The 13,824-nt window shown below is 49.8% G+C and carries 14 protein-coding genes; 5 read left to right on the forward strand and 9 right to left on the reverse strand.

The annotated features are described in order from the left end of the window. Positions 1 to 2: 2 nt before the first annotated feature. Genes PsAD5_RS19240 through PsAD5_RS19250 form a run of 3 tightly spaced genes read right to left on the reverse strand, consistent with a single transcriptional unit; the run spans position 3 to position 3,144 of the window. On the reverse strand, positions 3 to 380 hold the full coding sequence (locus PsAD5_RS19240) for a Na+/H+ antiporter subunit C (RefSeq protein WP_057465866.1): 378 nt from the start codon (positions 378 to 380) through the stop codon (positions 3 to 5). Then, positions 380 to 796, reverse strand: a complete 417-nt coding sequence (locus PsAD5_RS19245) for a Na+/H+ antiporter subunit B (protein ID WP_057465865.1) — start codon at positions 794 to 796, stop codon at positions 380 to 382. Before PsAD5_RS19245 ends, PsAD5_RS19240 begins: the two co-directional genes overlap by 1 nt. Beyond that, positions 796 to 3,144 (reverse strand): putative monovalent cation/H+ antiporter subunit A, encoded by a 2,349-nt coding sequence (locus tag PsAD5_RS19250; RefSeq protein WP_063293250.1) that lies wholly within the window; start codon positions 3,142 to 3,144, stop codon positions 796 to 798. The genes PsAD5_RS19245 and PsAD5_RS19250 overlap by 1 nt, the downstream gene beginning before the upstream one ends. A gap of 258 nt (positions 3,145 to 3,402) precedes the next feature. On the opposite strand from PsAD5_RS19250, the gene msrB reads away from it, so the two are divergent. From msrB to PsAD5_RS19270, 4 genes are all read left to right on the forward strand, one after another. After that, the gene (msrB, locus tag PsAD5_RS19255) at positions 3,403 to 3,810 is read left to right on the forward strand and encodes a peptide-methionine (R)-S-oxide reductase MsrB (protein WP_063293251.1); all 408 of its coding nucleotides are present in this window, start codon (positions 3,403 to 3,405) and stop codon (positions 3,808 to 3,810) included. Positions 3,811 to 4,105: 295 nt separating this feature from the next. Further along, on the forward strand, positions 4,106 to 6,199 hold the full coding sequence (locus tag PsAD5_RS19260) for a S9 family peptidase (protein ID WP_063293252.1): 2,094 nt from the start codon (positions 4,106 to 4,108) through the stop codon (positions 6,197 to 6,199). 168 nt (positions 6,200 to 6,367) lie between these two features. Then, the gene (locus PsAD5_RS28365) at positions 6,368 to 6,784 is read left to right on the forward strand and encodes a hypothetical protein (protein WP_208981839.1); all 417 of its coding nucleotides are present in this window, start codon (positions 6,368 to 6,370) and stop codon (positions 6,782 to 6,784) included. 49 nt (positions 6,785 to 6,833) lie between these two features. Next, positions 6,834 to 7,217 (forward strand): hypothetical protein, encoded by a 384-nt coding sequence (locus PsAD5_RS19270; protein WP_057465863.1) that lies wholly within the window; start codon positions 6,834 to 6,836, stop codon positions 7,215 to 7,217. A 1-nt stretch (position 7,218) separates the two neighbouring features. On the opposite strand, the gene PsAD5_RS19275 is transcribed toward PsAD5_RS19270, so the two are convergent. The 5 genes from PsAD5_RS19275 to PsAD5_RS19295 form a co-directional block, all read right to left on the reverse strand. After that, positions 7,219 to 8,277, reverse strand: coding sequence for a ferredoxin--NADP reductase (locus tag PsAD5_RS19275; protein ID WP_063293337.1), 1,059 nt, complete (start codon positions 8,275 to 8,277; stop codon positions 7,219 to 7,221). After that, positions 8,274 to 9,434, reverse strand: coding sequence for an aromatic ring-hydroxylating oxygenase subunit alpha (locus tag PsAD5_RS19280; protein WP_084406007.1), 1,161 nt, complete (start codon positions 9,432 to 9,434; stop codon positions 8,274 to 8,276). The genes PsAD5_RS19275 and PsAD5_RS19280 overlap by 4 nt, the downstream gene beginning before the upstream one ends. Then, positions 9,421 to 9,726, reverse strand: coding sequence for a hypothetical protein (locus PsAD5_RS19285; protein WP_063293253.1), 306 nt, complete (start codon positions 9,724 to 9,726; stop codon positions 9,421 to 9,423). The genes PsAD5_RS19280 and PsAD5_RS19285 overlap by 14 nt, the downstream gene beginning before the upstream one ends. Then, positions 9,701 to 10,309: a TetR/AcrR family transcriptional regulator gene (locus tag PsAD5_RS19290; protein ID WP_063288153.1), complete on the reverse strand. Its 609-nt coding sequence runs from the start codon at positions 10,307 to 10,309 to the stop codon at positions 9,701 to 9,703. Before PsAD5_RS19290 ends, PsAD5_RS19285 begins: the two co-directional genes overlap by 26 nt. 141 nt (positions 10,310 to 10,450) lie before the next feature. Further along, a complete protein-coding gene (locus PsAD5_RS19295; RefSeq protein WP_063293254.1) occupies positions 10,451 to 11,050 on the reverse strand; it encodes a superoxide dismutase in 600 nt (199 codons plus the stop codon). Between the two features lie 236 nt (positions 11,051 to 11,286). Between PsAD5_RS19295 and PsAD5_RS19300 the strand changes: the two genes are divergently transcribed. Continuing rightward, positions 11,287 to 12,501 (forward strand): YbfB/YjiJ family MFS transporter, encoded by a 1,215-nt coding sequence (locus tag PsAD5_RS19300; protein WP_063293255.1) that lies wholly within the window; start codon positions 11,287 to 11,289, stop codon positions 12,499 to 12,501. Between the two features lie 47 nt (positions 12,502 to 12,548). On the opposite strand, the gene PsAD5_RS19305 is transcribed toward PsAD5_RS19300, so the two are convergent. Further along, positions 12,549 to 13,418, reverse strand: coding sequence for a branched-chain amino acid aminotransferase (locus PsAD5_RS19305; protein WP_057465858.1), 870 nt, complete (start codon positions 13,416 to 13,418; stop codon positions 12,549 to 12,551). Between the last annotated feature and the right edge of the window lie 406 nt (positions 13,419 to 13,824).

Genomic DNA, 13,824 nt, shown 5'->3' on the forward strand with positions numbered 1-13,824 from the left:
ACTTAGTACCCCAGCGGCGGTTCAGAATGTTCTTTGGGTTCTGCGACGCGCATATCAAGCAAGTCATCTGTTCCCAGCTCCTGATAGGCCCGGTACCCGAGGACCAGGAAGAATGCCAGGAAGGAGAACGAGATCACAATTGCGGTCAGCACCAATGCCTGAGGCAGAGGGTTCGCTGTTGCTTCTACGGGGAGATAGCTTTGAAGCGGAATAATTGGCGGTACATCCCGTGTCAGGCGTCCTGCCGTGAAGATCAAGAGATTCACGGCATTTCCAAGAATGGCAATGCCCAGCAGGATCCGTACAAGCTTGCGAGACAAAAGCAGATAGATGGAACCTGCAAAAAGGATCCCGACCAGAACAGAGAAAAGCGTTTCCATTAGTCTGCCCTTTCTTCCAGAGAAAGAGCGATCGAAGAAATCGCTCCTACCACCACCAGATACACTCCAATATCAAAGAACAGCGGTGTTGATAGATCAATCACCGTGCCCAAAAACGGAAGCGCAAGCCACTGACTTGTCATTGCTGGCTGACTGAAGAACAGGCTCGGCAACACAGAGACAACTGCGAGGAGCAGGCCTGACGCAGCAATGGACATAGGATGAAACTTCATTGCCCGGCGAACTGCAGAGACACCGCAGGCAATGCCATAAATTGCGAAGGCGGAAACGGCAATCAGCCCGCCGATGAAACCTCCACCGGGCTCGTTGTGCCCACGGAGCAATACGAAGACGGAAAAAAGCATCATCAGGGCAGAGAGATACGGAGCGACCGTTCTGAATATAAGCGTATTCATTAGCGATTTTTCTCCGAGTTCGAGTTTCCGTTTGATTTAGGTCGCACTCGGATAAGTGCAAGGACCGCCAGACCCGTTACCATCACAACGGAGATCTCTCCGATCGTATCGAAGCCGCGGAAATCAACGAGAATAACGTTCACGATGTTCCGACCGTGCGCAATCGTCCGACTGTACTGTGTGAAGAACTCAGAGAGTGTTGGGTCAAACGGCAGTTGAATAATGGACATCAGCAACATGCTGATACCCGCACCACAAAGCACTGACAGGCTGATATCAAAGGCTTTGCCACGCGATGACCGGGCATCGGTTGGCTTCAGATTCAGACGGGTCATTACCAACGCAAGGATCACAACCGAGAGTGTCTCAACCATAAACTGCGTGAAGGCCAGATCCGGCGCTCCAAAGAGCAGGTAGATCAGTGCCACTGCAAAACCTTGAATACCAAGCAGGACAATCGCCGTTACTCGGTAGCGTGCTGTTAACACGGCATAAACGCCAATCACCGCAATCGCGGCAATAAACCACTCATAAGCGTAGAAGCTGCCTATACCTTGCAGTTTTGGCCAATTGCCTGTGAGGGTCATTGGTACAAACAGGACTAGCGCGATTACGGTAAACGTTGCACGCATATAGGTGACCATACTGCCAGTTTGAACTGTTTGTGTCAGCGTGGTTGCAAAACGAATGATAATTTCCAGGACCTGGTCGAAGCCTTTATCCGGTCCCCACCCAATGGTTCGCAGAGCATCAGCAACAATCACACGGAGCTTATCCATGTACATGAAGATGATAATACCAAGGGCAATTGTCGCTAAAGACAGGTAGAGCGCTGGTGACAGGTATGTGGGGAACAGATGCAACTCTTCATCAAATGGTGTTCCCAGAATTGCAGAGGTCATTGGTGACAAGAGCTGATGACCAACTGATGCGATGAATGCACCGGCTGCCAAGCCCAGAACCGCAAGAGTGATTGATCCTGCAACAAGTAGGACAGTTCCTTCATGAGCAACTTTTGGTGTTTTCACCTTGGCGCCGAAGAACGGTTTAATGGCAACGGTTGCAGCCAGAGCAAACATCATCGCGTTGCCCAGTACGGCAAAGCCAGTCCAAAGCCCACCGTTCACAGCGTGCCATGTTCCGTCATAAAGAACTTCTTTCGCAACAAAGCCGACCAGAGGTGGCAAACCTGCCATTGACAACGCAGAGAGGACCGCAGCTGTACCGGTGATCGGCATCAGTGAGAACAAGCCCCCTACTCTGTTCAGATCGCGTGTACCTGATTCATGGTCGACTGTTCCGACCACCATAAACAAAGAGCCCTTAAAGAGTGAGTGCGCGAAAAGGTATATAACGGCGCCTTGGATCGCCACCGGGTCAGATGTGCCTGTTAGCATCACCAGCAACCCGAGAGACGCAACTGTTGTGTAGGCCAGAACAAGTTTGAGGTCTGTCTGCCGAATGCCGAGAATGGTGCCAACGAGCAGTGTGATGCCACCAAAGATCGGAAGTACGGTCATCCAGAGTTCTGTATCTCCCAGAACCGGATGCATGCGCATGAGCAGGTAAACACCGGCTTTCACCATGGTGGCAGAGTGCAAGTATGCAGAAACAGGTGTCGGAGCTTCCATTGCGTTTGGAAGCCAGAAATGGAACGGAAATTGAGCTGACTTTGTGAAAGCGCCCAGCACCACCAAAATGAAGATCGCGGTGTAATATGGGCTTTCGCGTAAAACGTCACCAGAATTGAGCAACTCACTTAACTCGAAACTGCCACCCTGGTAGCCAGCCAGGATCAAACCAGCCATCAGAGCCAGACCACCGCCGCCTGTCACAACAAGCGCTTGCACAGCAGAGCGGCGAGAGGCGCGGCGCAGGTGGTCAAACCCGATCAACAGAAAGGACGTGATAGACGTCAACTCCCAGTAGACGAAGAGTGTGATGACGTTGTCAGCAACAACAACACCCAGCATGGCTCCCATGAAGAGGAACAGGTAGGACAGAAACTGCCCAAGGTTCTCATGGCCTTTCAGGTATCCACCTGCATAAAGCGTAATGAGCGTTCCTATTCCCGAAATCAGAAGCGCAAATAAGACAGACAGGCCATCCAGATAAATCGAGAAATTTACGTTGAAGGTGGGAACCCACTCCAAGCTCGCCTTGAATGTTTGCCCCTCGGCAATGCCTGGCACAAATGAAAGAAACTGTAGGAACGCCAATGCAGGAATAACAGCGAGAAGCCACGCAGCATTGTGTTTCAGAGTCTTTGCCAGAAAGGGACTAAGCGCAGCGGCAACAAACGGGCCTAATAACGCCCAGAACGTTGCCTCGACACCGAATAAAGGCATGTAGCACTCCGTAAATTTATTAGTGTGGTTAACCTATAAGACCGAGTCGAATTTGCCAAACACGCTCCCCCGACCACTCCAAAGACATAATCTGCCCACCCATGCAGGGCAAGTTCATCACATTCTAGTTTTGTCAGGCTCCAATAAACTTTAACCTCACCTAATTGTAACTTGCCTTATAGGCATTGGCTGTTTGTTTATGTCTTGGTAAACTTAACACGGCCCTACCATTGAGCCCGGTGAATAAGGATTTCTATCATGTTTAACAAAAAATCACCTAAGGACATGACCGAGTCGGAATGGCGGGAACAACTGACCCCTGAGCAATATCGTATCCTTAGGGAAAAAGGCACCGAACGAGCCTTTACAGGCCCTTATTGGAATACCTTTGAAACAGGCACCTACAGCTGCACAGCATGTGGCTCTAAGCTATTCAAATCAGACACAAAATTTGATGCAGGCTGCGGCTGGCCAAGTTTCTTTGAGGCGGTCTCTCCCGATGCTGTGACAGAACATAAAGACGCTACGCTTGGCATGGTCCGCACAGAGATTTGCTGTGCAAGTTGTGGAGGACATCTCGGACACGTTTTCCCTGACGGCCCACCACCAACAGGACTTCGCTACTGCATGAATGGTACTTCGATGACATTCACACCTGACACGTAGTTTTGATCAAATCCAAGATAGGTGTTATCGCGAGGCAAAAGAGCGACGTTTTGAAGCTGTGGAAGAACAACTCTAATTACATTGAAATAATATTATCTGCTCTCTTCGAAAGACATATGAGCATGAAAATTATCGGTGTAAAAAGCTTCAGGTTCAAATTTATACCTTCGATTCAGCGCATATCTTCTCAGGGATAAGTTTTAATCGGGAACTGGCTTTATGCCCATTCCCGATTAAAATGCTGAAGAATAGAATTCAGATTTCAAAATCATAAGCGTAAACTCAGTCAGGTATAATGAAAAAGTCAGCTCCACCAAACGCGCAGATGCGCACTCATGAAACCAGCCATCATGGCTTTACTCGCAACGAGCCTTATGCCTGGCTGCGCGCAGATAATTGGCAGGAGGTAATGCGAGACCCCACTCTGCTTGATCCTGAGATCCGTGCCTATCTTGAAGCAGAAAATGCTTATACCGAAAACGAGATGGAAGACACTAAAGAGCTGCAAAAAGCACTTTTTGCAGAGCTAAAGGGTCGTATCAAAGAAGACGACAGTTCAGTTCCTTCTCCTGATGGTGAGTACGCCTATGCGACGAAGTTTGTTGAAGGTGGTCAACATCCCAAATTTGTGCGCAGCAAGCGTGATGGAAGCGACCCCATAGTTCTTGTCGATGGAGACCTTGAAGCTGATGGCAAAGCATACTTCAAATTTGGCGGTGCATCTCACAGCGATGATCATAGGTATCTGGCCTGGGCCTACGACGACAAAGGCTCCGAGTACTACACACTGAAAGTGCGCGACACGACGACAGGACAGGATCTGGAAGACACCATACCAGACACTGGTGCAGGCGGTGTTTGGTCTACGGACGGTCAGTATCTGTTTTATGTTCAGGTAGACGCGAACCATCGCCCTTCCAAGCTCTTCCGCCACAAGCTTGGTACAGCACCGTCTGAAGATGTTCTTGTTTATGAAGAACAGGATACAAGTTTCTTTGTTGGGCTTGGCAGAACACAATCCGGACGTTTCATTTGTGTTGGTTCAGGTGACCATGAAACCACCGAGGTTTGGCTTATTCCTGCAGATGAACCTTTGGCAGCCCCTACGTTGGTTGCCAAGCGTGAGACTGGTGTGGAGTATTCCGTTGAAGACAATGGTGACCGCCTGCTGATCTTGACCAACGCTGGTGAGGCTGAAGATTTCAAGATTGTCAGCGTGCCGCTCGTCGCTCAACTTGCTCTTCCGGGTAAGTCACACTGGGTTGATCTGATTGCTCATAAGCCTGGCCGTCTGATCCTATCGCACGATGTTTACAAGGATTATATGGTGTGGCTTGAGCGCGTTGATGGCTTGCCGCGCATTGTCGTCCATCGTTTCATCGATGGTATTTCACACAGCATTGAATTTGATGAAGAAGCCTATAGCCTCGGTATAGCCGCAGGGTTTGAATACAACACCACAACCATCCGGTTCACGTATTCTTCCATGACAACACCAAGCGAAGTATATGACTATGACCTTGCTACGCGCGATAGAGTGCTGCGCAAGCGGCAGGAAGTGCCATCTGGTCACGATGCTTCTGAGTACATTACGCGCCGCCTGATGGCTCCTTCACATGATGGCACACTGGTTCCGGTTTCTCTGCTCTATAAACGCTCGACAGTTCTGGATGGAAGTGCTCCTTGCCTGCTTTACGGGTATGGGTCCTATGGCCTTTCAATTCCTGCCAGCTTCTCCACTAATGCCCTGTCGCTTGTTGATCGCGGATTTGTTTATGCGATTGCGCACATTCGTGGTGGCAAAGACAAAGGCTATGCCTGGTACAAGAACGGGCGTCGTGAATTCAAGAAGAACACCTTTTATGACTTCATCGCAGCCTCGAAGTTTCTGGCTAGCGAAGGCTTCACCGCTCATGACAGGATCGTTGCGCACGGCGGCTCTGCCGGTGGCATGCTGATGGGTGCATGTGCAAACATGGCACCTGAGGCTTTTGCTGCAATGATTGCTGAAGTGCCATTTGTGGACGTGCTAACCACTATGCTCGACGATACGTTGCCGCTGACCCCTATTGAATGGCCGGAATGGGGAGATCCGATCCGCGATAAGAGCGCGTATGGGTATATCGCCTCCTATTCTCCCATCGACAATGTGGAAGCGAAAGACTATCCGGCGATCTTCGCACTTGGCGGCCTGACTGATCCGCGCGTTACCTATTGGGAGCCTGCCAAGTGGGTTGCAACACTGCGTGAGAAGAAGGCCAATGATAGTCTGGTGATGCTGCGCACCAACATGGATGCCGGCCACGGTGGCGCATCCGGTCGTTTCGATCGCCTGAAAGAGGTCGCCTTGGTCTATGCCTTTGCCTTAAAGCAGACCGGCAAGGCCTAGTCTAATTTCACCAAGTGATGTAAAAAGGCGTCTCAAACGGGCGCCTTTTTTAATTAATATAGCTGCAAGTTTGCCTTAACCTTATTCTCAGTTCAAAAACTCCGTTAAGAATACTGGAACCAACATAGGACTAAGATTATTTGGTCGAATGAGGAGCTTTAACTCCTCTTGGCGCTCAATGTTAAAGACATAAACAACAAAAAAAGTCTGGAACATCCTGTGCGTGCCATTCTGGTTATCTTGCTTCTTATCCTTATGCTGCCTGCGTCTACAGTCGCTCAGGTCAACAATAAGCTTTATCCGTTCAATCATCTGATCCCGAATGACTTGCGGTCGGCGCCGCGGATTTATGGGTCACAGTATGATTGTCGGATCAGGGTGAAAGAGGATGGGGCGGAGAATGTTTATCAGGCGTTTGTGACCGGGTATTTCAGCGATCCCAGCCGCAATATCTCCAGCGTTGCCTGTTTTCGGACAATGAAGAAGTGTCAGGCTTATCTGAATTTCATGCGTGGGTATTTGGAGCTTACGCGCAGTGCCAGTTGCCAGCACGGGTATTACAAAGGACTTTTTGGCTGGTTTTAAAATACACTTTTGACAGAAGAGGCCGATAAGGCCCGAAAGCGTTGATTAAATGAAGACAATTGCCCCACTCGCCTGCTTTGCAGCGGCGTCTCTGTTTCTGGTCAGCTGCAGTCAACCACCAAGCACCAATTATCTGGAACGACAACTGATACCTCGTACAGGGCCAATCATGCCGCGCGTGAAAGGCACTCAGTATGATTGTTCCATTGCGACTGCTGAACATGGCGCGTCCAATATCTGGCAAGCAAATGTTGGTGGGCGCGTTTTGAGTGATAATCAGCCCTATAACGTCTCAACCGAGGCTTGCTTCACAACTCAGAGTGAGTGCGAAGCATTCCTCTATCTGATGAATGGGGTCTTAGACCAGATCATCACATCCCGTTGCCAGCTTGGATATGAAAAAGGCTTCTTCGCCAAACTGTTCGGATCTTGAACTACTTAAAACTGATCGATAGTTCTGCGGTTTTTGCATAGGATTGGCAGGTCAGAATTGCCCCTTTGGCGACTTCAGAGTCTTCCAAAGCCATTCTGGCCTTCATGTTCACCGCACCACTCTTGATCTGAGCCCGGCATGCTCCGCAGATTCCTGACTGGCAGGAATAAGGTGGCTCCAAGCCCGCTGCCCGGACAGCATTCATAATCGACTGCCCTTTTGCAACTTCCAGCTCAATGGTCTCGCCGTAGTAGTCGAGCTTTAGCAGAGCTGGCACGCTGGCCACGTCTTTTGGCGTATCAAGGTTCCCGCCAAAACTCTCTGCATGGATACGATCTGTCGGAACATCGCAGTTTCGAAGAGCCTCGCGCACATCTGCGTTCATGGTACCGGGACCGCAAATAAAGTATTGCGTATTCTGAGCAACAGGGCGGCATCCAGACAAATACTCCAAGGCCACCTCTTTGGTTATCCGGCCAGATTTCCATGGTGAGAACATAGACCACAAGGATGGTTTGGATAGAATATGCCTGATTTCCAGTTGAGACGGGAAGCGCTCTGCCAACAGCTCCAGTTGTTCCTTAAAGATGATGTCATCAGCTGTCCGGTTCGCATAGAGCAAGAACAGTTTTGAACGTGGCTCTCTTTCCAATGCAGCTTCAATCATTGCGACAGCCGGCGTAATTCCGCTGCCACCGGCAAAGAAGTAGAGCGTTCTTTGCTGATCTTTTAGAGGCTCAAGCGTGAAACCTCCGAAGGGTAGCATCACATTTAGCTGCTGACCTACCTTCACCTTTGTACAGAGGAACTTGGAGACAATGCCATCTGGATTGGGTTTAACCGTGATCTGTAGTGCGTTACCGTGACTGGGGGCCGCTGAAATCGTGAAGGGACGACGCACCTTCTCGCCGTTTACACCCAGCTCAATGGTAATGTGTTGTCCTGGCTTCCAGAAAAACTCCTCCTTCAGCTCTGCAGGGACGTCAAATCGGATGGTTTTCGCGTACTTTGTTTCAGAGATAACCTCTGAAACCCTCAGTGAATAAACGATATTTCTCACGATCTGCGCTCCACCCATTCAGCCACGACACGCTGATGATCGCGAACGGGCTTTTCACCGTGTTTGGAGGATGGGCCGTGTTCAAAGAAAGGACTCTGCAGGGACTTCTGCTGCTGTTCGCAGGCGTAGATATCTTCCTGCATAAAGTCACCAGACGACATCGGATCTGCTTTTGGATCTTCGTTGTATTTGGCACCCAGATGCTTATCCCAGAAGGAGGCTGATGCCATGGCCGCTTTTGTGAAGGCCCAAGTGGATTCATTCGCCACACGGGTCCGTATCTCAACCACGGATCTGTCCGGGGCGATTGGCGTTATATGGAAGGTGGACCATGAATTCTCAGATTCACCTAATCCAATCCCCGGAAACAACATTGGCACCCAGGCTCCCAACTTGTCTTTCGGGATGCCCGGAATGAGTGGCATTGGTGTGACCTTTTCCACTTCAGCTGCATAGAAATCTGCAAGGGGCTCCCAGAAGGCGAAGTGTGGGCCGATGAACTCACACTCAATCTTTGAGTGGTCATACATGTTGAGCGTATGAGAATGCAGGTGTGACAGATGATACCCGTCGATGTAGTTCTCGACGATAATTTTCCAATTGGCCTTGATCTCATGCTTTGAGTAGCCCTCTTCCGTCTCAATTAATCCAGCTGGATCATATGGCGCAAGATATGGCTCTACCTCTCCAAACCAATTGATGATAGATGGAGCATTTTCATCTGGGTGCACCCAGAGCATTCCGCGCCAGATATCGACAGATGCCTTTTTCAAACCATTGCAGGACAAATCTATCCCGGGAAACTCTTTTTCTTTTTCCGGGACAGAAATCAGGTTGCCTTCAAGATCATATGTCCAATCATGATAAGGGCATGTGATCGCCTTTTGCGTCTTGCCTTCAGCTCGCAAAAGCTGGGTGCCTCTGTGGCGGCAGATGTTGTGAAACGCACGCAAGCGATGATCACGACCCATTACGATGAAGATATTGTTCAAACCAGCCTGAACGGAAATGTACTGGCCAGGTTCAGTGATGTCCTCCTGAAAGCCTGCCAGTGACCAGGTTTTGGAGAAGATTTCGGCCTGTTCTCGATCAAACCATTCTTGCGAGGTGTAGGCCTCTTTGGGTAGAACGGGCATACCGTTGCTATGAGTAGACATGGGGAACGCCTCCTAGCTTCATTATTAGATCTGCGAGGATGAGATAGAGCGAAAGCGTCGCCCACAGGATGATCGTGATCCAGAACAGGAACGGGTTATCACCACGAGTGAGAGTTTCGACAACATAGACGGATTGGCTCCGCCACGCTCTAACTGTCCAGAGGAGGAAAAGCGCACCCCAGACCCACTGCCAGCCGTAGTAAAGTGAGGTAGCAATCAGGATCAGAGCAAAAATGGTTCGCCACTTGCCGTAGCTGATTATCTTTCTAAGGAGCTCTTTGAGTACCTGCATTATCTTCCAAGGACCTCAGCAGCAGCAATGCTGCATTTTTTGCATAACGCCTCCACGCGTGTGGCGGCTTGAGGGGAGCCAAGGAATCAACGTTGAAGTAGAGTGCCACGATGCCATGGGCAACGGTTTCGGCGGCTTCACTCTCCACTTCAGGAAAGTCTCGTTTAATTGCCTCGACGACAACTGCTGTAAAATCACCAACCCATTTCAGAAGAGCTTCTGCCTCAGCAGGAAACCTGTCTGCTGCTGCAACAATGGATTGGAACACCATCATCTCAGCTGGATCAGAGTGGCCGTGATCATCAAACAGATGATCAACGGCAGTGTAGGAACCACGTTTTGCTGGCAATGCGTTTGCGAACATTGTCGTCAACTCACCAAAGCCTGACAGAACATGGGTTACAACAGCGTTTATTATCTCTTCCCGATTACCGGCATGGTGCCTGATAAGCGGTCGTTTCAGTCCGGTTTCTTCAGCAATGCGTTCCAGCGTCACGCCTTCCAAACCATATTGAGCAACGCATTTCGCAGCAGCTTCAACAATTTCATTTAGTCTGGCGGATTGAACACTAGGACGCGGCATGGGTATGTGCTTTCACTCATCGGACACGAGTAGAGATAGGCTTCAAATAATTAACTGTCAATAGTGACAATTTAAAAAAATAAGGCCATCGAGACAAAAAAGGCGGCACGAGGCCGCCTTGATTATAATCTGTCTTTGGGATTAAACAGCTGCAGAGTACAGCTCTTCCACGTATTCCCAGTTGATCAGGTTATCAACGAACGCTTCCAGGTACTTAGGACGCGCGTTGCGGTAGTCGATGTAGTAGGAATGCTCCCATACGTCGCAGCCAAGAATTGGGGTTGCGCCGTGTACGATTGGGTTTTCACCGTTAGGTGTTTTCATCACCACGAGCTTGCCGCCTTTAACAGCCAGCCATGCCCAACCGGAACCGAACTGGGTTACACCAGCGTTGATGAAGTCAGCGCGGAACTTGTCGAAACCACCGAGATCTTCGTCAAACTTCTTAGCCAGAACGCCCGGCAGAGAAGAACCGCCGCCATTTGGCTTCATCCATTTCCAGAAGTGCAGGTGGTTAAGGTGCTGACCAGCGTTGTTGAACAGGCCTGCATTTGTGCCGTAGCTTTCCTTGACGATCTCTTCAAGGCTTTTGCCTTCAAGACCAGAACCTTCGAGCAGCTTGTTGCCGTTGGTTACGTAAGCCATATGGTGCTTGTCATGGTGGAACTCGAGAGTTTCAGCAGACATATAAGGGGCCAGAGCGTCGTATGCGTATGGCAGGTCTTCAAGAGCAAAAGACATGGTATACCTCCATGGGAAAGGAAATTTTGGGCGCAGTACTTTTCAGTTTTACAACCGAGCAGCGCTGCAACTCATGGTGCAAAATAGTGATGTTTTTCCGTATGAGCAACGGGTGAAGAGCATAATTTGCAAATATTTTTCTTGTTTTTTTGTAAGTAGAACTTCTAAGTTGGAAATTACAGGAGCTGTGAGGTCACTTTATTGGCTGTATTCTGCGGCTTGTAAGGAATCAATTTGTGTCAGATGCCTCCGAAAAACTCATGAAACCATCCACTACAACCGAAAAAGACCAGTTTGCAGTCCTTTCTGCGGTGGGTGGCTGCCTTGCTATGGCTGCAGTCATGGGTATCGGAAGATTTGTCTATACTCCGGTTCTGCCGTTCATGTTGCAGGACGGAACTTTGAATGAAGTCAACGCAGGATTTGTCGCCTCCTCCAATTATCTTGGTTATCTGCTCGGAGCACTGCTGGCAGCTCGCGCTCCCCTGCCCGGCGGTCCCTATCGTATCTTCATGATCGCGTTGATCACGAGCACTGTAGTCACTTTTTTCATGGCGTTTAGTCTTGGCGTCTACTGGTTTGTTGTCATTCGCTTTCTAGCTGGGCTGGCAAGCGCTTATGCATTTGTTTTGGTCGCAAATATAGTCATGCAGCGGCTGGCAGAGACCCGTAGCCTTCATCTCTTTCCGATCCATTTCACTGGAGTTGGTATCGGCATTGCAGGTTCGTCCCTTATGATTGAATGGCTCGGCACAAGCTTAGAAAGTTCATCACAGCTTTGGATCGCAAGTGGTGCGCTCAGTCTTCTACTTTCGTTGTGCGTGCCGTTTCTTCTTCCTCCACGAAAAGAGCTTGCTCCTCAAGCAGCTTCTCACGCCACCCAAACGGAGACCACGAACAAGCCACTGAACCTGAGCGCGTGGCGCTTGATCTTTGCTTACGGCTGCTTCGGTTTTGGCTACGTCATCACCGCCACATTCCTCGGTGCATTGGCTAGTTCGACGCCTGAACTGGCTCCAATGAAATCCCTTGGTTGGCTGCTTGTTGGACTTGCGATCATCCCTTCCGTTTTCTTTTGGGAGAAGTTGGCAGTCCGTATCGGGTATGGCCGTGCAATTGCAGTCGCCTGCACACTTGAAGCCATTGGCGTGGCTTTGAGTGTTCTGACGCCGACTATCGCCGGGCTTTCAGCAGCTGCAATCCTGTTGGGTGGGACGTTTGTTGGCATTACATCGATCGGGCTTGTTGAGGCGCGTCGTCTTGCAAGTTCTAACCCTCGCCAAATTGTCGGCCTGATGACCGCTGCCTTCGGTTTAGGCCAGATGTTTGGCCCGAGCTTTGCCGGTTATCTCTATGAGCTGAACGGCGACTTTTTGCTTGCCTCGCTTGTGGCTGCAGGTGCTCTCATTCTTGCTGCTTTGCTCACGATCAAGCGTTTCACACCGGCATAAAAAAGGGAGGCCACTGCCTCCCTTTAAAACAAACAATCCCTATGGGGTTATGCAGGCACTTTAGCGTGTGCAAACTCCCAATAGAGTTCTCTTGCTTTGGCAGCAACAGGACCATGATCCATTGTGCGATCTTCTAGTTTGTGGACTGGAACCACCTTGCCGTAGTTGCCAGTTGAGAAGATCTCATCAGCCTCAAGGAAGTCCTTAAAGGTCAGCGTTGTTTCATGCACGTTATAGCCAGCGCTGCTGAGCAGTTTGATAATGCGCTGGCGGGTAATGCCATTCAGGAAAGTGCCATTCCAATAAGGGGTGAGCACCTCACCATCCTTGACCATGAAGATGTTGGCTGAGGTCAGCTCTGCAACATTGCCCAGAGCATCCAGCATGATCGCATTGTCAAAGCCACGGGACTTTGCTTCACGCGATGCCCGCGCATTGTTTGGGTACAAGCAGCCAGCTTTCGCATTAACTGGCATGGATTCCATTGTTGGCCGGCGGAATGGAGACAATGTCAGGCTGTTGGAAGCACCTTTGGGCGGCATTGGAGCTTCAAACAGGCACATGCAGAAACGAGTAGATTCCGGATCACCGTCAATGATGCCAGGACCATCGTGTTCAGCCCAGTACATCGGACGGATGTAAACTGCTTCGTCCGCTTCAAACTTGGTCATGCCTTCTGTCGCGAGTTCAACCATCTCTTCAAAGCGCATGGTTGGTTTCATACCAAGGTTTACGGCAGACCGGTTTAGACGTTCACAATGCAAATCAAGGTCAGGCATAACGCCTTCAAATCCACGGGCACCATCAAATACGTTCGAACCCAACCAAAAAGAATGCGTACGCGGACCGATCAGTGGCGGATTACCCTCGTACCATTTGCCTTCAACCCATGTCCGAGTCTTCGACATTTCGGCCATAATTAATCTCTCCTCAAAAGTCGGCTTATGAGCCTGAAAGGCCCCGCCCAATTATCTATTGTCAGTCGACCTGAGAATTCAAATGGGGTCAACCATACTCTCGACAAAGAAGACAAAGCACCAAGGTGCGGTCATCATGCCCAACACAAACGTGCTCAAAGTTATATCCCGCAGCTATTTTAGCTCCGAAGCGCAACTAAATGTCACTACACGCGAGTAAATAGTGAGAAAACGCAATTAGATTGCGGCTTGTGACTTGCGTGTAGTTTTCAGGCCTGACGCCTCTTCTTTGTTCTTTTGCACAGTTTTAATGCAATCGTGTTTTGAGGACTTTTGAGATTGCCGCAACCTTTGTGAGAGCGGGCTAAAGATTCTGGCCGTGTTTTGTGCGTGTATGAGCAATTTT

The organism is Pseudovibrio sp. Ad5 (genome assembly GCF_001623095.1).
Classification (GTDB): domain Bacteria; phylum Pseudomonadota; class Alphaproteobacteria; order Rhizobiales; family Stappiaceae; genus Pseudovibrio.

Bases quoted from the DNA above. Each gene is read 5' to 3' on its own strand.
- PsAD5_RS19240 (WP_057465866.1), bottom strand. From the start codon at position 380: ATGGAAACGCTTTTCTCTGTTCTGGTCGGGATCCTTTTTGCAGGTTCC.
- PsAD5_RS19245 (WP_057465865.1), bottom strand. From the start codon at position 796: ATGAATACGCTTATATTCAGAACGGTCGCTCCGTATCTCTCTGCCCTG.
- PsAD5_RS19250 (WP_063293250.1), bottom strand. From the start codon at position 3,144: ATGCCTTTATTCGGTGTCGAGGCAACGTTCTGGGCGTTATTAGGCCCG.
- msrB (WP_063293251.1), top strand. From the start codon at position 3,403: ATGTTTAACAAAAAATCACCTAAGGACATGACCGAGTCGGAATGGCGG.
- PsAD5_RS19260 (WP_063293252.1), top strand. From the start codon at position 4,106: ATGAAAAAGTCAGCTCCACCAAACGCGCAGATGCGCACTCATGAAACC.
- PsAD5_RS19270 (WP_057465863.1), top strand. From the start codon at position 6,834: ATGAAGACAATTGCCCCACTCGCCTGCTTTGCAGCGGCGTCTCTGTTT.
- PsAD5_RS19280 (WP_084406007.1), bottom strand. From the start codon at position 9,434: ATGTCTACTCATAGCAACGGTATGCCCGTTCTACCCAAAGAGGCCTAC.
- PsAD5_RS19285 (WP_063293253.1), bottom strand. From the start codon at position 9,726: ATGCAGGTACTCAAAGAGCTCCTTAGAAAGATAATCAGCTACGGCAAG.
- PsAD5_RS19290 (WP_063288153.1), bottom strand. From the start codon at position 10,309: ATGCCGCGTCCTAGTGTTCAATCCGCCAGACTAAATGAAATTGTTGAA.
- PsAD5_RS19295 (WP_063293254.1), bottom strand. From the start codon at position 11,050: ATGTCTTTTGCTCTTGAAGACCTGCCATACGCATACGACGCTCTGGCC.
- PsAD5_RS19305 (WP_057465858.1), bottom strand. From the start codon at position 13,418: ATGGCCGAAATGTCGAAGACTCGGACATGGGTTGAAGGCAAATGGTAC.